The following is a 17,015-nucleotide window of genomic DNA, read 5'->3' as shown; positions in this document are numbered from 1 at the left end:
ATGTCGCGAAGCCTATGGACCAAAGTCAATCCGGAGGGCGGCGCGCGCCCGACGCGGCGGCGATCGAAGCGATCGCGATCGACACGCTCAACCGGCTACCCGAGGCGTTCCGCGCGCATCTGGGCGCGGTGGTGATCCGGGTGACCGACTTCGCCGAGGACGCGATCCTCAACGAGCTGGGGATTGAGGATCCGTTCGACCTGACCGGCCTCTATTCGGGGCGACCGCTGGGCGTGAAAAGTGTCAGCGACAGCGGCGCGCTGCCCGACATCATCCACCTCTATCGCCGCCCGATCCTCGACGAATGGATCGCGGAGGGCGAGACGCTGGAGCATCTCGTCGCGCATGTGCTGATCCATGAGATCGGCCATCATTTCGGCCTTTCCGACGAGGATATGCACGCGCTGGAGGATGACGCCGGATGACGGCGCTGCTGCCGGCGCCCGCGCTCGCCCTGGACGGCGTGGCCTGCGTGCGCGGCGGCCGCATGTTGTTTCGCGGCATCGGCTTCGCGCTCGGCGGCGGGGGGGCGGCGCTGGTCACCGGCCCTAACGGCGTGGGCAAATCGAGCCTGCTGCGCCTCGCCGCCGGGCTGCTGCCCGCCTTTGCCGGCACGATCGCGCGCACCGGTACGGTCGCGCTGGCGGATGAGCGCACCGCGCTCGACCCGGCGTTGCCCTTGGCGGAAGCGCTGCTTTTCTGGTCGCGGATCGATGGCGGCGCCAGCGGCCGAGTGACGGCTGCAATGCAACGGATGGACCTTGCCCATCTGGCCGAGGTTCCGGTGCGGATGCTCTCCACCGGCCAGCGCAAGCGCGCGACATTGGCGCGGGTGATCGCGGCGGCGGCGCCGATTTGGCTGCTCGACGAGCCCGCCAACGGCCTCGACGCCGCGTCGCGCGCGCTGCTGGCGGAGGCGATGGCGGAGCACCGCCGTGCCGGCGGGTTGATCCTTGCGGCGACGCATCAGGATATCGGGCTCGGCGACACGGTCGAGGTGGCGCTGACCCCGCCCTCCCGCGCCGAAATGGTCGATCCTATGGCGTTCGACCAATGAGGGCTTGGTCCGAGATCATCCGGCGCGACCTTGCGCTGGCACTGCGCGGCGGCATGTGGCTGCCGGTGCTGTTCTTCCTGCTCGTGGCGACGCTGTTTCCCTTTGCCGTCGGCCCGGACACCCGCCTGCTGGAGCGCACCGGCGGCGGCGTGCTGTGGATCGCGGCGCTGCTGGCAGCGCTGCTGCCGGTCGACCGGCTGGTCGCGCCCGACCGCGACGCCGGGGTGCTCGATCAATATGCGATCCGCGGGCTGGGAGACGAGGCCGTGGCCGCCGCCAAGATGCTGGCGCACTGGCTGTCATTCGGCCCGCCGCTGATGCTCGCTGCGATTCCGGCCAGCGCGTTGCTGCGGTTGGACGGTACCACGCTGGGCCGGCTGGAACTCGGCCTCGCGCTCGGCACGCCCGCACTCGCAGCGCTGGGGCTGACCGCGAGCGCGCTGACCGCGGGGCTGCGCGGCGGCGGAGCGCTGGCCGGCCTGCTGATGCTGCCGCTGGCGGTGCCGGTGCTGATCTTCGGTGCCGGCGCGCTGACCGCGATCGACGGCAGCGCGTTCAAGCTGCTCGCCGCCGCGAGCCTGGTGCTGGTGGCGGGCGCGCCCTTCGCCGCGGGCGCCGCGTTGAAGGCGATGCGTGACTGAGCCGTCCCCGGTTCTGATCTTCATCCTGGGCGACCAGCTTTCGCCCGGCATCGCCTCGCTGCGCGACATTCCTCCCGAAGACGCGATCGTGCTGATGGCCGAAGTGTCGGACGAAACCGTCTATGTCCGCCATCATCCCAAGAAGATCGCGCTAATCCTGTCGGCGATGCGCCACTTCGCCGCGGAACTGCGCGAGAAGGGCTGGCAGGTCGACTATGTCGAACTCGACGACCCGGCGAGCGGCGGCAGCTTCACCGGCGCGCTCGCGGCCGCCGTGGCGTGCCACCGCCCCCGCGAGATCCGCATCGTCCAGGCCGGTGAATGGCGGGTGCAGCAGATGATCGACGGCTGGGAGGCGCGTTTCGGCCTGCCGGTGCGCATCCTCAAGGACGATCGCTTCCTGTGCTCGATCCCGGCGTTCCGGCGCTGGGCCGCGCGGCGACGGGCGCTCACGATGGAATATTTCTACCGCGACATGCGGCGGCAGACCGGCCTGTTGATGGAGGGCGACAAGCCGGCGGGCGGGCGGTGGAATTATGATGCCGAGAACCGCAAGACGCCCCCGCGCGGGTTGAACTATCCTGCCCCTGCCCGCTTCGACCCCGATGCGATCACGCGCGACGTGCTCGATCTGGTCGCGCGGCGCTTCGGCGATCATTTCGGGCAGCTCGAACCCTTCGCGCTGCCGGTCACGCGGGCGCAGGCACTCGCCGCGCTCGATCATTTCATCGAAGCGGCACTGCCGGATTTCGGCGACTATCAAGATGCGATGGTCGAGGGGCAGGACCAGCTCTACCACTCGATGTTGTCGCCCGCGCTCAATTGCGGCCTGCTGGTGGCGCAGGAGGTGGTCGAGGCCGCCGAGCGGGCTTGGCGCGCCGGGCGGGTGCCGCTGAACGCGGCGGAGGGCTTCATCCGGCAGATCATCGGCTGGCGCGAATATGTGCGCGGCGTCTACTGGCTGCACATGCCGGACTATGCGGCGGTCAACGCGCTGGGGGCGGACCGGCCGCTGCCCGAATTCTACTGGACCGGCGAAACCGACATGCGTTGCCTGGCTGCCGCGGTGGACGTTACCCGGCGCGAGGCATGGTCGCACCACATCCAGCGGCTGATGGTCCTGGGCAATTTCGCGATGCTCGCCGGCGTCGATCCCAAGGCGATCTCGGACTGGTTTCTCGTCGTTTATGCCGATGCCTATGAGTGGGTGGAGCTGCCCAACGTCGTCGGGATGAGCCAATATGCCGATGGCGGCCTGCTCGGCTCCAAGCCCTATGCGGCGGGCGGTGCCTACATCAACCGCATGTCCGATCATTGCGGGCGCTGCCGTTATGACGTGAAGGCGAAGACCGGGCCGGACGCCTGCCCGTTCAACGCGCTGTACTGGGATTTCCTGGCGCGGCACGACGCGCGCTTCCGCGACAACCCGCGGATGCGCAACATGTACGCCACCTGGGACCGGATGAAGCCGGCGCAGCGGGATGCCTATCGCGCCAGTGCCGCCGCCTTCCTCGCAGGCCTTGCCCCTGCGGCAGACGGCTGGGCGCGCCGCCCGCTTTCGACGGGCGTCGATTGAAAGCATGGCAGGTACACCCTAATTGGGCGCGGGCGTTCAGCAGGGGAAATTCCATGCAGCCGGTGATTGCCGTCGCGGGTGTCGGCAAGACCTACAAATCCGGTCAGGTCGCGCTGCGCGACATCGACCTCGAAATCGCCAAGGGTGAGATCTTCGCCTTGCTGGGGCCGAACGGCGCCGGCAAGACGACGCTGATCGGCATCATCTGCGGCGTCGTCAACGCGACGTCCGGCACGATCCTCGTCGACGGGCATGACAATGTCCGCGACTGGCGCGGCGCGCGCGCGCGGATCGGGCTGGTGCCGCAGGAGCTTTCGACCGAGACGTTCGAGAGCGTGTGGGCGACCGTCAACCATTCGCGCGGGCTGTTCGGCAAGGCGCCGAACAAGCCGTTCATCGAGCAGTTGCTGAAGGACCTGTCGCTCTGGGAAAAGCGCGACGCCAAGATCATGACGCTGTCCGGCGGCATGAAGCGACGCGTGCTGATCGCCAAGGCGCTGGCGCACGAGCCCGAGATCCTGTTCCTCGACGAGCCCACAGCCGGGGTCGACGTCTCGCTCAGGCGTGACATGTGGAAGCTGGTGCGGTCGCTGCGCGAGCGCGGCGTCACCATCATCCTGACCACCCATTATATCGAGGAGGCCGAGGAGATGGCCGACCGCGTCGGCGTGATCGACAAGGGCCGCATCATCTTGGTCGAGGAAAAGGCGGCGCTGATGCGCAAGCTCGGCAAGCGCCGGCTGACCTTGACGCTCGAGACGCCGCTGGCGGCGATCCCGGTCGAACTCGCACGCTGGGATCTGCATCTGGAGGCCGAGGGCACCTTGCTGGTCTACACCTTCGATGCGCGCGAGGAGGAGACAGGCATCCCCGGGCTGCTGCGCGCGATGCACGATCTCGGCATCGGCTTCCGCGACCTCGACATGGAGAAGAGCTCGCTGGAGGACATCTTCGTCGACCTCGTCGAACGCCGGGAGGCAGCGGAATGAATCTTCGCGGAACCTGGGCGCTCTACCGCTTCGAAATGGCGCGCACGCTGCGCACCTTGTGGCAGTCGATCGCGGCGCCGGTGATCACCACGGCGCTCTATTTCATCGTGTTCGGCGGCGCGATCGGATCCCGCATGCAGGAGGTGGACGGCGTTCAATATGGCGCGTTCATCGTGCCCGGCCTGATCATGCTGACCTTGCTGACGCAGAGCCTGTCGAACGCCTCGATCGGCATCTACTTCCCGAAGTGGACCGGTACGATCTTCGAGCTGCTGTCGGCGCCGATCTCGCCTGCAGAGGCGGTGACAGCCTATGTCGGCGCGGCGGCGACCAAGTCGATCGTGATCGGCCTGATCATCCTGCTGACCTCGACCTTCTTCGTGCCGGTGAGGATCGACCATCCGCTCGCGATGATCACCTTCCTCGTGCTCACCTCGGTGACGTTCAGCATGATGGGGTTCATCATCGGCATCTGGGCCGAAGGGTTCGAGCAGCTCAGCTTCATCCCGACCTTGATTGTGACGCCGCTGACCTTCCTCGGCGGCGCCTTCTACTCGATCGACATGCTGCCGGGCGTCTGGCGCACGGTCAGCCTGTTCAACCCGGTGGTCTATCTGGTCAGCGGCTTCCGCTGGAGCTTCTACGGCGCAGGCGACGTGAGCGTGGGCCTGAGCCTGGCATTCACCGGCGCGTTCATGCTGGCGTGCCTCGCGGTCATCGTGTGGATCTTCAAGACCGGGTATCGGCTGAAGCAGTAAGCGCGTGGGCGGGCGTCAACGCCCCCTGCCCGTTCGTCCCGAGCGTGGTCGAGGGACGAACGGAGGAGGCTTCTACTCCGCTGCCGCCGGCGGCAGGATCGCCAGATTGTCGATCAGCCGCGCGGGCCCGATCCGCGCCGCCGCCAGCAGCCGGGCGGGACGCTCGACGCGCTCGACCGGCGCCAGCGTCTCGGCATCGCGCAGTTCGATATAGTCGATCGGATCGAACCCGGCCTTGGTGAGCGTCGCGCGGGCGCGCTCGATCGCCTCGCCCACATCCTGGCCGGCAGCGATCGCCGCAGCCGCCTCCCCCAGCGCGCGTGGCATGGCGCGTGCGGCCAGCCGCTCGGCATCGTCGAGATAGGCATTGCGCGAGGAGCGGGCGAGGCCGTCCACGTCGCGCTGGGTGGGCACGCCGACAATCTCGATCCCCATGTCGAGATCGGTCACCATCCGGCGGATCACCGCGAGCTGCTGGAAATCCTTCTCGCCGAACAGCGCGACATCCGGGCGGACCTGGTTGAAGAGCTTGGTGACGACCGTCGCCACGCCATCGAAATGGCCGGGACGCGTGGCGCCGTCGAGATCGGTGCTGACGCCGCCGACCGAGATGTTGGTGTCGAAGCCGTCGGGATACATCTCCTCGACCGCGGGCGCCCACAGCAGCGCGCAGCCGGCGGCGCGCAGCATCTCCGCATCCTTCATCTCCCGGCGGGGATAGCTGCTGAGATCCTCGTTCGCGCCGAACTGCTTGGGATTGACGAAGATCGAAGCGACGACCCGCTGGGCGCGCAATTTGCCCTCTTCGATCAAGGCCATATGGCCATCGTGAAGCGCGCCCATGGTGGGAACGAGCGCGATGCGGTGCCCTTCGCTCCGGAAAGTGGCGAGGGCTTCCTCCAGCGCCTTTTTCTGACGGATGATTTGCACGGTGCGGCGGCCTTCGATATGGGCGGGGCCGCGTCTATGGGGGGCGCGGAAGCCCCGATCAAGAGGCAGATGGGGGCCAACCGGAGTCGCAAGCGTTGATGTCGGCCAATTCGGTTCATTTCATCGTCTTCGCCAATGAGAAGGGCGGCACTGGCAAATCCACCACCGCGGTGCATGTCGCGATCGCATTGGCCGCCGCCGGCCGCCGCGTCGCAGCGCTCGATCTCGACAGCCGGCAGCGGACCACCGCGCGCTACATCGAAAATCGCGACGCGACCTGCCGCAAGCTGGGCGTCACCCTGCCCACGGTGCGACACGGCACCTTCAAGGGCAGCAGCACCGAGGAACTTGAAGACCAGATCGCCACGCTCAGCGACGGCGTCGATTTCCTCGTCATCGACACGCCGGGGCGCGACGATCCCTATGCGCGCTTCGCGGCCAGCCGCGCCAATACGCTGGTCACGCCGATGAACGACAGCTTCGTCGACTTCGACCTGATCGGCCAGGTCGATCCCGACAGCTACAAGGTCAGGCGGCTGAGCTTCTATGCCGAGCTGATCTGGGATGCCCGCAAGGAGCGCGCGAAGCGCGACGGCGGCACGATCGACTGGGTGGTGCTGCGCAACCGCCTGCAGCAGCTTGAGGCGCGCAACATGCGCCGCGTCGGCAGCGCGCTCGACGAACTCTCGCGCCGGGTCGGTTTCCGCGTGATCCCGGGGCTGTCGGAACGCGTGATCTATCGCGAGCTTTTCCCGAGCGGGCTGACCTTGCTGGATTTCGCGCAGATTCCCGAAGTCGGGCTCGGCCACATCGCCGCACGGCAGGAGCTGCGCGAGATGATCGCCGCGCTGGCGCTTCCGGACGCGGTGACGCGCGCCGCCTGATATGGCCAAGCTGATCTTCTTCGGACTGCTCGTCGTGGCGGTCTGGCTTGCGGTGCGCCCGCGGCCCAAGCGGGTTACGCCGCCACGGCCGCCGGCGCGCTCCGAGGATATGGGGCTGGAGGAAGCCCGCCGGCTGCTCGACCTGCCGGCGAACGCCGATGCGGCGATGATCCGCGCCGCACACCGCCGCATCATCGCCCGCGTCCACCCCGATGCCGGCGGCAGCGAAGAGCTTGCCCGCAGAACCAATTTGGCGCGGGACCTGCTATTGCGGGCCGCGACCAGCGATTCCCAACCCCGAGCCTGACGGAGTCCATCGATGAGCCACAAGTTCGACCCAACGACGCTGCGCGAATATGACATTCGCGGGATCGTGGGGAAGACGCTGAACCCGGCGGACGCGACCGCGATCGGCCGCGGCTTCGGCACGCTGCTGCGTCGCGCCGGCGGCACCCGCGCCGCGGTGGGTTATGACGGCCGTCATTCGTCGCCGCTGCTGGAAGCCGCGCTGGTGCAGGGCCTGACCGCGAGCGGCATCGACGTCGTCCGCATCGGCCTGGGCCCGACGCCGATGCTCTATTATGCCGAAGCCGTGCTCGAGGTGGATGGCGGCATCATGATCACCGGCAGCCACAACCCGCCGGATTACAACGGCTTCAAGATGGTGTTCCAGCACCGCCCCTTCTTCGGCGAGGACATCCTGAAGATCGGCACGATGGCGGCCGAGGGCGATTGGGAAGACGGCGAAGGGACCGTCACCAACGCCAACATCATGGACATGTATGTCGACCGGCTGATCGCCGGCTATCAGGGCGGCGCGTTCAAGGTGGCGTGGGACGCGGGCAACGGCGCCGCCGGCCCGGTGATCGAGAAGCTGGTGAAGCAGCTGCCGGGCGAGCATCACCTGCTCTACACCGACGTGGACGGCGACTTTCCCAACCACCATCCCGATCCCACCGAGGAGAAGAACCTCGTCGACCTCAAGGCGCTGGTCGCTGAGAAGGGCCTCGATTTCGGCATCGGCTTCGACGGCGACGGCGACCGCATCGGCGCGATCGACGGCAAGGGCCGCGTGGTGTGGGGCGACCAGCTGCTCGGCATCCTCGCGGAGCCGGTGCTGAAGGCAGTTCCCGGCGGCACCATCATCGCCGACGTGAAGACCAGCCAGGCGCTCTATGATCGCGTGGCCGAACTGGGCGGCAAGCCGCTGATGTGGAAGACCGGCCACAGCCTGATCAAGGCGAAGATGAAGGAGGTCGACAGCCCGCTCGGCGGCGAGATGAGCGGCCATATCTTCTTCGCCTGGGACTATTACGGCTTCGACGATGCGCTCTACGCGGCGGTGCGGCTGATGGGTGCAGTGCGCCACAGCGGCAAGTCGCTCACCGAGCTCAAGGATGCGATGCCGGCGATGGTCAACACGCCGGAGATGCGCTTCCAGGTCGACGAATCGCGCAAGTTCGCGGTGATCGAGGAAGTGCTGCAGCGGCTGGAGGCCGAAGGTGCCGACATCAACCGCACCGACGGCGCCCGCGTCAACACGCCCGACGGCTGGTGGCTGCTGCGTGCCTCCAACACCCAGGACGTGCTGGTGGCGCGTGCCGAGGCGAAGGACGAGGCCGGGCTGGACCGGCTGCTGAAGCAGATCGACTCGCAACTCCAACTGTCGGGCATCGAACGCGGCGAGCAGGCGGGGCACTGAGCCTTCTTCTCCCCTCCCCTGCAGGGGAGGGGCTTTACTTACGCCGCCTCCAACTCACTCTCCCGGCCCGCCGCCGCGTCCAGCAGCCGCGTTTCGAGCGTCTGCAGCCGCAGCGCGCCGTCGATCTTGTCGCCGATCAGATCGGTTATGTAGAACGTGTCGACCGCGCGCTCGCCATAGGTGGCGATGTGCGCGGAGTGGATCGTCACCTTTGACTGGAACAGCGCATAGGCGAGCGCATTGAGCAGCGCCGGCCGATCGCGGGCGTTGACCTCGATCACGGTGTAGCGGTTCGAAGCCTTGTTATCGATCAGCACCACAGGTTCGATCGAGAAGGCCTCGGCCCGGATCTTGGCGAGCGGGCGCGCCTGCAGCCGCTCATTGAGGCGGTTGCGGTTGGCAAGCGCATCCTCGATCGTGCGGACGATGCGCTGCAGCCGGTCTTCCCCGTCGAATGGACCGCCATGCTGGTCCTGCACGAGGAAATTGTCGAGCGCCATGCCGTCCCGCGTGGTGTGGATGCGCGCATCGATGATGCTCGCGCCGGCGAGGTGGATCGCGCCGGCGATCCGGTAGAACAGGCCGGGATGGTCACTGGCATAGACCGTGACCAGGGTCGCATCCCGCGCCGGATAGACCTGCGCCGCGATCGACAGCGGCGCATCTGCTTCCGCGACCTGCTTCGCATTGCGTTCGAGCACGTCGACCGATTCGGCGATCCAGTAGGACTCGGGCAGGCGCTTGACGAGCGCGTTAAAGGATTCGTCGCCCCAGCCCAGCAGCGTCTTGAGTTCGCCTTGCTTGGCAAGCACGCGTTCGCCGCGGCCGCGCTGCTTGTGGCCCAACCTCAGCACTTCCTCCGCCGCGTCATACAGGTCTGACAGCAACTGCCGCTTCCAGCCGTTCCAAACCCCGGGGCCGACCGCGCGGATGTCGACCACGGTCAGCACCAGCAGCAAGCGAAGGCGTTCGGGCGACTGCACCGCCTGGACGAAATCAAGGATCGTCTTGAAGTCGGACAGGTCCCGCTTGAACGCCGTGGCGGACATCAGCAGATGGCGGCGGACCAGCCAGGCAACGGTCTCCGTCTCCGCCGCGGTCATGCCGAAGCGCGGGCAGAGCTTGAGCGCCACCTCCGCTCCCAACACGCTGTGATCGCCGGCGCGGCCCTTGGCGATGTCGTGCAGCAGCACCGCGACATAGAGCACGCGGCGCGACACGATCTGGTCCATGATCGCGGTCGCGAGCGGATGATCGGCGTCGAGCGCGCCCTTCTCGATCTTGGCGAGCAGCCCGATCGCACGCACCGTGTGCTCGTCGACCGTGTAGTGATGGTACATGTCGAACTGCATCTGCGCGACGACGCGGCCGAAATCCGGCACGAAGCGGCCGAACACATTGGCCTCGTTCATCCAGCGCAGCACCGTCTCGGGATCACGCGGCGAGGTCAGCACATCCATGAAGAAGCCGTTGGCGCGGGGATCGCGCCGCACGGTATTGTCGATCAACCGGGCGTCGCGCGCCGCTGCACGCATCGCCAGCGGGTGGATCTCCAGCCCCTGTTCGTCAGCAAGCGCGAAGATCTGGATCAGGCGTACCGGATCCTCCTTGAAGAAATCCTCCGAAGGAAGCGCGAGCCGGCCGCGATCGAGCACGAAGCCGTCGAGCTTCTTGGGCGCGCGGCGCATGATCGCGGGCAGGCCGAAACGGCGGCCGCGCGCCGCATGCTGCTCGTCAAGATGCGCAAGGAACAAGCCGGTCAGATCGCCGACCTGTTTCGCGGTCAGGAAATAATGCTGCATGAAGCGCTCGACCGCGCTCTTTCCCGGCCGGTCGGCATAGCGCATCTTGACCGCGATCTCGCGCTGGACGTCGAAGGTCAGCCGGTCCTCGCCGCGGCCGGACAGCGCGTGGAGATGGCAGCGCACGGCCCAAAGGAAATTCTCGGCGCGCTGGAAGCGGCGCAGTTCCTCGCGCGTCAGCAGCCCGGCATCGACCAATTCGGCGACCGAACGCACGCTGTGCACATATTTGCCGATCCAGAACAAGGTGTGAAGGTCGCGCAGCCCGCCCTTCCCCTCTTTCACATTCGGCTCGACGACGTACCGGCTGTCGCCCATCTTGCGGTGGCGCGCGTCGCGCTCGGCCAGCTTTTCGGCGACGAAGGTGCGCGCGGTGCCTGCCATCACCTCGCGGTCGAAACGCCGTGCCGCCTCGTCATAGAGCGCCTGGTCGCCCCACACATAGCGGCCTTCGAGCAAGGCGGTGCGGATGGTGAGGTCGGCCTTGGCCATGCGCACCATCTCGTCGAGCGAGCGGCTGGAATGACCGACCTTTAGGCCGAGATCCCACAGCAGATAGAGCATCGATTCGATGACCTGCTCGGTCCAGCCGGTCTGCTTCCATGGGGTGAGGAAGGCGATGTCGACGTCCGAGAAAGGCGCCATCTCGCCGCGGCCATAGCCGCCTACCGCGACCAGCACGATGCGCTCGCCCGCGGTGGGGTTGTTGATCGGATAGAGCCGGTGGGTGACGAAGTCGAAGATCAGCCGCAGGAGCTGGTCGACCAGGAACGCCTGGCCGCTGGCGGCTTCCAGCCCGCGCGAGGGATGCTCGTCCAGCCGCTTCGCGATCTCCGCGCGTCCATCAGCCAGCGCCTGGCGCAACAGCCCGGCGACGGCGGCGCGCAGCGCGGCGTCGGCCAGCTTGGGATCGAGCGCGGCGATCGCATCGGCAAGCGCGCGACGGTCGACGATCGCGCGGCGGTTGGGAAGAGCATCGAAGCGGTTGGACATGGCAGGGAGATAGGGGTTGCGGGCCGCCGCGTCACGCGTCGTCGCGCAGCATGTCAGTCAAATTGCGGGCACCGTGAACAACACGGGCAATCAGCACATGATCAACCCAGACACGGTAAAGCACGAGATATGCGTCAACATTGAGCGAACGCGCCCCTTTGCCGATTTCTGGCCGCTCGGGTCCGCTGAACGGAAAGTCGCCCAACCGAAGAGTTGCCTGCCGCACCCTGTTCACAAATCTCCTGGCCGTTGCATCATCGTCGGCTGCGATCGTGTCGAAGATCTCATCCAGATCCGCCTTTGCCTGAGGCGCGTAGACGAGTACCCTCATTCGGCGGCTTTGCGCGCCGCCAGCCGCGCCATTCCGCGCGTAATGATGTCATCGAAAAAGGCATCGTTCAGGGCTTGAGGCTCACCGCTGTCCAACCCCTCCTGCATCAGCCGGCGCAGTTCGGCGATACGCGCCTGATCAGCCTCACGCTGCTGCTTCCACTGGCGCAGAGCCTCGCGGATGACCTCGCTGCTGCTCGCATAATCGCCGCTGGCGACGGCCTGATCGACGTCCGTTGCCAGTTCCTCGGTCAAGGCGATGCTGATCTTGCGGACAACGCCCATCATACTCTCCCAATATTCGGTACGACTTGGTCATACCATGACCTTCACTCCGCCGCCAACGCCTTCAGCCGGTAGATCAGCTCCAGCGCCTCACGCGGGCTGAGCGCATCGACGTCGATCGCGCCCAGCGCGTCGCGCAGCGCATCGGCCTTTTCCTCCTCGGCCGCAGCCGCGGCAGCGAACAGCGGCAAATCGTCGAGCCCAGCGGCAAGGCCGCCGGTCGCGGCGCGACCGGCTTCCAGCTTGGCGAGCACCGACTTTGCGCGCGCGATCACCGGCGGCGGCAGGCCGGCGAGCTTGGCGACGGCGAGTCCGTAGCTGCGGTCGGCGGGGCCATCGGCAATCTCGTGCAGCAGCACCAGATCCCCCTTCCACTCGCGCGCGCGGACATGGTGCAGCGACAGGCCGTCGAGCCGTTCCGCCAGCCGGGTCAGTTCATGATAGTGGGTCGCGAACAGGCATCGGCAGCGGTTCATCTCATGCACCGCTTCCACCACCGCCCAGGCGATGGCGAGGCCGTCATAGGTGCTGGTGCCGCGGCCGACTTCGTCAAGGATCACGAGACTTTGCGGTGTCGCCTGCGCGAGGATCGCGGCGGTCTCGACCATCTCGACCATGAAGGTGGAGCGGCCGCGCGCGAGATTGTCCGAGGCGCCGACACGGCTGAACAGCCGGTCGACCAATCCGAGCCGCGCCGCGGTGGCGGGCACATAGCTGCCCGCCTGCGCGAGCACCGCGATCAGCGCGTTCTGGCGCAGGAAGGTCGATTTACCGCCCATGTTGGGGCCGGTGACCAGCCACAGCCGCCGCTCTGGCGAGAGCTTGCAGTCATTGGCGACGAAGCGGTCACCGGCCCGCGCCAGCGATGCCTCGACCACCGGATGCCGCCCGCCCTCGATCTGGAGGCAGGGATGTTCGGCGAATTCGGGCAGGCACCAGCCGCCCTCGATCGCGCGCGCCGCCAGCGCGGCGGCGACGTCGAGCCGTGCCAGCGCGTTGGCGGTGGCGGCGATCGGCGCCGCGCTCTCCATGGCCAGCGCGATCAGCGCTTCGAGATGCGCCGCCTCCGCCGCCAGCGCATGCGCGCCGGCCTGGGTCACCCGGCTGGCGACATCGTGCAGGTCCGGCGCGTTGAAGCGGACGACCCCCGCCAGGGTCTGGCGATGGGTGAAGCCCGAATCCGCCGCCATCAGCGGGTCGGCATGCCGCGCCGGCACCTCGATATGATAGCCGAGCACGCCGTTGTGCTTGATCTTCAGCGCGCCGATGCCGGTCGATTCGCGGTAGCGCGCCTCAAGCGCGGCGATCGCGCGGCGGCCATCGCCGCCGGTCGCGCGCAGCTCATCGAGCGCGGCATCATAGCCCTCGGCGATGTAGCCGCCCTGCGCCGCGTCGATCGGCGGCGACGGCACCAGCGCGACGGCGAGCTGATCGATCAGCGCGCCATGGCCATCGAGCAGCGGCAGGAGGTCGGCAAGCAGCGGCGAGAGATCCACCGACGTCGTAAGCTGCCCCCGCAGCGCGCGCGCAGCTGACAGTCCGTCCCGCAACTGGCCGAGGTCACGCGGCGAGCCCCGGCCTGCGGCGAGACGCCCCAGCGCACGCCCGACATCGGGCAACGTTCTGAGGCCGGCGCGCAGCGACTCACGTGTCGTCTGGTCCTCGGCGAAGAAGCGGACGAGGCCGAGCCGCGCGGCGATCGCGCCACGGTCAACCAGCGGCGCCGCCAGATCGGCGCCCAGCAGCCGCGCGCCGGCGCCGGTGACGGTGCGGTCGACGATGTCGAGCAGGCTGCCCGCGCGATTGCCCTGCGCGGTGCGGGTGAGTTCCAGGCTCTCGCGCGTCGCCGCGTCGATCATCATCGTGCCGCCCGCCAGCCGCCGCTCGGGCGGCTGGAGGAAGGGCAAGGCGCCCTTGCCGGCATGGTCGAGATAGGCAAGCAATCCGCCCGCCGCAGCCAGTTCGGGGCGCGAGAAGCTGCCGAACCCGTCGAGCGTCGCGACACCATAAAGGGTCTTCAGCCGCGCCTCGGCGCGCGCGCTGTCGAACCCCTCGCGCGGGCGGATGAGGCCGTCGAGGCCGGAACCCTCGGCGACGACGATCTCCGCCGGATTGAGCCGCGCCAGTTCGGCGTCGAGCGTAGCGCCGGTGATCGCGGCGAGTTCGAAGCGCCCCGTCGAGACATCGACCGCCGCGAGACCCAGCCCGCCCGCCGCCTCGCCGATCGCGACCAGCCAGTTGGCGGCGCGCGAGTCGAGCAGCGCTTCCTCGGTCAGCGTGCCCGCGGTGACGACGCGGACGACCGCGCGCGCCACCAGCGACTTGGATCCCCGCGCCTTGGCCTCTGCGGGCGATTCCACCTGCTCGGCGATGGCGACGCGCTGCCCCGCCTTGATCAGCCGCGCAAGATAGGCCTCCGCCGAATGCGCGGGCACCCCGCACATCGGCACCGGTTTCCCGGCATGCTCGCCACGCGCGGTGAGCGCGATGTCGAGGATCGCGGAGGCGGTGCGGGCATCGTCGAAGAACAGTTCGAAGAAGTCGCCCATCCGGTAGAACAGCAGGCAATCGGGCGCTTCGGCCTTCAGCGTGAAATATTGGGCCATCATCGGCGTGGGGGCGGCGTCGGTCATCGCGGCTCGATACACAGGGTGGCGGCCCGCGCGAAGCCCGGCGATGTTCCGTTACGGCCGCCGCCGGGAATTGGTTTCCATTGCCACCTTTCCCTTGCAACATCCCCGCCCTAAGGGGGTGGGCGAACAGCGGAGAGGGAAGCTGATGAGCGAAGGTGCGAACGTCCAGTTCTCGGAGCGCGAGGCGCTGCTGTTCCATTCCTACGGGCGGCCCGGCAAGATCGAGATCATCGCGTCCAAGCCGATGGCGACGCAGCGCGACCTGAGCCTCGCCTATTCCCCGGGAGTCGCCGTGCCGGTGAGGGCGATCGCCGAGGATCCCTCGACCGCCTATGACTATACCGCCAAGGGCAACCTCGTCGCCGTGATCTCCAACGGCACCGCGATCCTGGGTCTCGGCAATCTCGGCGCGCTCGCGTCCAAGCCGGTGATGGAAGGCAAGGCGGTGCTGTTCAAGCGCTTCGCCGACGTCGATTCGATCGACCTCGAACTGGCGACCGAGGATCCCGAGGCCTTCATCAACGCGGTGGCGCTGCTCGAGCCGAGCTTCGGCGGCATCAACCTGGAAGACATCAAGGCGCCAGAATGCTTCATCATCGAGCAGGCGCTGAAGGAGCGGATGAACATCCCGGTCATGCATGACGATCAGCATGGCACCGCGATCATCACCGCCGCCGGCCTGATCAACGCTTGCCACATCACCGGGCGCGACCTGAAGGACGTGCGGGTGGTGGTGAACGGCGCCGGCGCCGCGGCGATCGCCTGCACCGCGCTGATCAAGGCGATGGGCGTGCCGCACGACAATGTGCTGATGTGCGATCGCCAGGGCGTGATCTATCAGGGCCGCCAGGAAAGCATGGATCAGTGGAAGTCCGCGCATGCCGCCAAGACCGACCGGCGCTCGCTGGCCGAGGCGATGGTCGATGCCGACATCTTCCTCGGCCTTTCGGCCGCAGGTGCGCTGAAGCCCGAACTGGTGAAGACGATGGCGAAGCGGCCGATCATCTTCGCGATGGCCAATCCCGATCCGGAGATCACCCCGCCCGAGGCGAAGGCCGCACGTCCCGACGTGATCATCGCGACCGGCCGGTCGGACTATCCCAATCAGGTCAACAACGTCCTCGGCTTCCCCTTCATCTTCCGCGGCGCGCTTGACGTGCGCGCGACCGCGATCAACGAGGAGATGAAGATCGCCGCCGCCAACGCCATCGCCGAACTGGCGCGCGAGGCGGTGCCGGAAGAGGTGGCGCAGGCCTATGGCGGCCGCACCCACAGCTTCGGCGTCGATTATATCATTCCCGCCCCCTTCGATCCGCGGCTGATGGAGGTGGTGCCTGCCGCCGTCGCGCAGGCGGCGATGGACAGCGGCGTCGCCACCAAGCCGATCCTCGACATGGGCGCCTATCGCAACGCGCTGCGCGGCCGGCTCAACCCGACCACCTCGGTGCTGACGCTCGCCTATGAGGGCGCCCGCGCGCATCCCAAGCGCGTGCTGTTCGCGGAAGGCGAGGAGGAAGTGGTGCTGCGCGCGGCGATCCAGTTCCGCGACGGCGGCTATGGCACGCCCGTGCTGGTCGGCCGCGACGAAGTCTATGACCGGCTGAAGGCTCTCGGCGTCGACGATCCGTACAGCTTCGAGCTGCACAACAGCCGCGTCTCGCCTCTGGTGCCCAAGATGGTGGAGCTGCTCTATGAACGGCTGCAGCGCCGCGGCTACCTCAAGCGCGAGGTGGAGCGGATGGTCAACCAGGATCGAAACCTGTTCGGATCGCTGATGCTCAAGATGGGCGAGGCGGACGCGATGATCACCGGCGTCACCAGGCCCTATGCACAGTCGATGCGCGAGATTCGCCGCGTGCTCGATCCGATCGATGGTCAGACGCCGTTCGGCGTCCACATCCTCGTCGGCCAGAGCCACACTGTGTTCATGGCCGACACCACAGTCAACGAACGCCCGTCCGCGGCCTGCCTCGCCGACATTGCCGAGGGCACTGCCGCGGTCGCGCGCAAGATGGGCCACGAACCGCGCGTGGCCTTCCTCAGCTATTCGACGTTCGGCAACCCGGCGGGTAACTGGCTGGAAAGCATCCGCGAAGCGGTGGCGATCCTTGATGCGCGCGGTGTCTCCTTCGAGTTCGAGGGCGAGATGGCGCCCGACGTTGCGCTCAACCCCAAGCTGATGGCGAACTATCCGTTCTGCCGCCTCTCGGGGCCCGCCAACGTTCTGGTGATGCCGGGGCTGCAGTCCGCCAATATTTCCGCCAAACTGCTGCGCGAGCTGGGCGGCGACCATGTGATCGGGCCGATGCTGATCGGCATGGAGAAGTCCGTCCAGGTCGCGACGATGGCATCGACCGCGTCCGAACTGGTGACGCTCGCGGTACTCGCCGCCGGCGGTATCGCGCGCTGATATGCTCCCCCTCCCTGGTGCGGGA

Annotated in this window: 15 protein-coding genes; 10 read left to right on the top strand and 5 right to left on the bottom strand. The window is 67.6% G+C overall.

The features are described 5' to 3' along the window. Nucleotides 1-14: 14 nt before the first annotated feature. The 6 genes from FHS96_RS11900 to FHS96_RS11875 are packed head-to-tail and all read left to right on the top strand — an operon-like array spanning nucleotide 15 to nucleotide 5,021. A complete protein-coding gene (locus tag FHS96_RS11900) occupies nucleotides 15-425 on the top strand; it encodes a metallopeptidase family protein (RefSeq protein ID WP_429591255.1) in 411 nt (136 codons plus the stop codon). Next, entirely contained in the window at nucleotides 422-1,057 is a 636-nt protein-coding gene (ccmA, locus tag FHS96_RS11895; protein WP_429591253.1) for a heme ABC exporter ATP-binding protein CcmA, read from the top strand. Before FHS96_RS11900 ends, ccmA begins: the two co-directional genes overlap by 4 nt. After that, nucleotides 1,054-1,698, top strand: a complete 645-nt coding sequence (ccmB, locus tag FHS96_RS11890; RefSeq protein ID WP_429591250.1) for a heme exporter protein CcmB — start codon at nucleotides 1,054-1,056, stop codon at nucleotides 1,696-1,698. The genes ccmA and ccmB overlap by 4 nt, the downstream gene beginning before the upstream one ends. Further along, nucleotides 1,691-3,274, top strand: a complete 1,584-nt coding sequence (locus tag FHS96_RS11885; protein ID WP_429591247.1) for a cryptochrome/photolyase family protein — start codon at nucleotides 1,691-1,693, stop codon at nucleotides 3,272-3,274. Before ccmB ends, FHS96_RS11885 begins: the two co-directional genes overlap by 8 nt. Nucleotides 3,275-3,327: 53 nt before the next feature. Then, nucleotides 3,328-4,263, top strand: a complete 936-nt coding sequence (locus tag FHS96_RS11880; RefSeq protein WP_429591244.1) for an ABC transporter ATP-binding protein — start codon at nucleotides 3,328-3,330, stop codon at nucleotides 4,261-4,263. After that, on the top strand, nucleotides 4,260-5,021 hold the full coding sequence (locus FHS96_RS11875; RefSeq protein WP_429591241.1) for an ABC transporter permease: 762 nt from the start codon (nucleotides 4,260-4,262) through the stop codon (nucleotides 5,019-5,021). Before FHS96_RS11880 ends, FHS96_RS11875 begins: the two co-directional genes overlap by 4 nt. A gap of 72 nt (nucleotides 5,022-5,093) precedes the next feature. On the opposite strand, the gene panC is transcribed toward FHS96_RS11875, so the two are convergent. Next, nucleotides 5,094-5,951 (bottom strand): pantoate--beta-alanine ligase, encoded by an 858-nt coding sequence (panC, locus tag FHS96_RS11870; RefSeq protein WP_429591238.1) that lies wholly within the window; start codon nucleotides 5,949-5,951, stop codon nucleotides 5,094-5,096. Between the two features lie 98 nt (nucleotides 5,952-6,049). Between panC and FHS96_RS11865 the strand changes: the two genes are divergently transcribed. The 3 genes from FHS96_RS11865 to pgmG are packed head-to-tail and all read left to right on the top strand — an operon-like array spanning nucleotide 6,050 to nucleotide 8,537. Continuing rightward, nucleotides 6,050-6,835: a division plane positioning ATPase MipZ gene (locus FHS96_RS11865; protein ID WP_429591236.1), complete on the top strand. Its 786-nt coding sequence runs from the start codon at nucleotides 6,050-6,052 to the stop codon at nucleotides 6,833-6,835. 1 nt (nucleotide 6,836) lies between these two features. Next, a complete protein-coding gene (locus FHS96_RS11860; protein ID WP_429591233.1) occupies nucleotides 6,837-7,142 on the top strand; it encodes a J domain-containing protein in 306 nt (101 codons plus the stop codon). Nucleotides 7,143-7,154: 12 nt separating this feature from the next. Beyond that, on the top strand, nucleotides 7,155-8,537 hold the full coding sequence (pgmG, locus tag FHS96_RS11855; RefSeq protein ID WP_429591230.1) for a phosphoglucomutase/phosphomannomutase PgmG: 1,383 nt from the start codon (nucleotides 7,155-7,157) through the stop codon (nucleotides 8,535-8,537). Between the two features lie 38 nt (nucleotides 8,538-8,575). Here pgmG and FHS96_RS11850 read toward each other — a convergent pair whose 3' ends face one another. Genes FHS96_RS11850 through mutS form a run of 4 tightly spaced genes read right to left on the bottom strand, consistent with a single transcriptional unit; the run spans nucleotide 8,576 to nucleotide 14,580 of the window. Next, on the bottom strand, nucleotides 8,576-11,332 hold the full coding sequence (locus tag FHS96_RS11850; protein WP_429591228.1) for a [protein-PII] uridylyltransferase: 2,757 nt from the start codon (nucleotides 11,330-11,332) through the stop codon (nucleotides 8,576-8,578). A 31-nt stretch (nucleotides 11,333-11,363) separates the two neighbouring features. Next, a complete protein-coding gene (locus FHS96_RS11845) occupies nucleotides 11,364-11,663 on the bottom strand; it encodes a type II toxin-antitoxin system RelE/ParE family toxin (protein ID WP_429591225.1) in 300 nt (99 codons plus the stop codon). Further along, complete coding sequence (locus FHS96_RS11840; protein WP_429591223.1) at nucleotides 11,660-11,947, bottom strand: type II toxin-antitoxin system ParD family antitoxin; 288 nt, start codon at nucleotides 11,945-11,947, stop codon at nucleotides 11,660-11,662. Before FHS96_RS11840 ends, FHS96_RS11845 begins: the two co-directional genes overlap by 4 nt. A gap of 44 nt (nucleotides 11,948-11,991) precedes the next feature. Continuing rightward, nucleotides 11,992-14,580 carry a DNA mismatch repair protein MutS gene (mutS, locus tag FHS96_RS11835; RefSeq protein ID WP_488168725.1) on the bottom strand — a complete coding sequence of 863 codons (2,589 nt, stop codon included), beginning with the start codon at nucleotides 14,578-14,580 and terminating at the stop codon, nucleotides 11,992-11,994. 145 nt (nucleotides 14,581-14,725) lie between these two features. On the opposite strand from mutS, the gene FHS96_RS11830 reads away from it, so the two are divergent. After that, nucleotides 14,726-16,990 carry an NADP-dependent malic enzyme gene (locus FHS96_RS11830; protein ID WP_429591220.1) on the top strand — a complete coding sequence of 755 codons (2,265 nt, stop codon included), beginning with the start codon at nucleotides 14,726-14,728 and terminating at the stop codon, nucleotides 16,988-16,990. Nucleotides 16,991-17,015: the final 25 nt, after the last annotated feature.

This window comes from Sphingomonas zeicaulis (genome assembly GCF_050433225.1).
Taxonomy (GTDB): Bacteria; Pseudomonadota; Alphaproteobacteria; order Sphingomonadales; family Sphingomonadaceae; genus Sphingomonas_D; species Sphingomonas_D zeicaulis.
The sequence above is the reverse complement of the archived record's forward strand: the minus strand, read 5'-3'. Positions and strand labels throughout refer to the sequence as shown.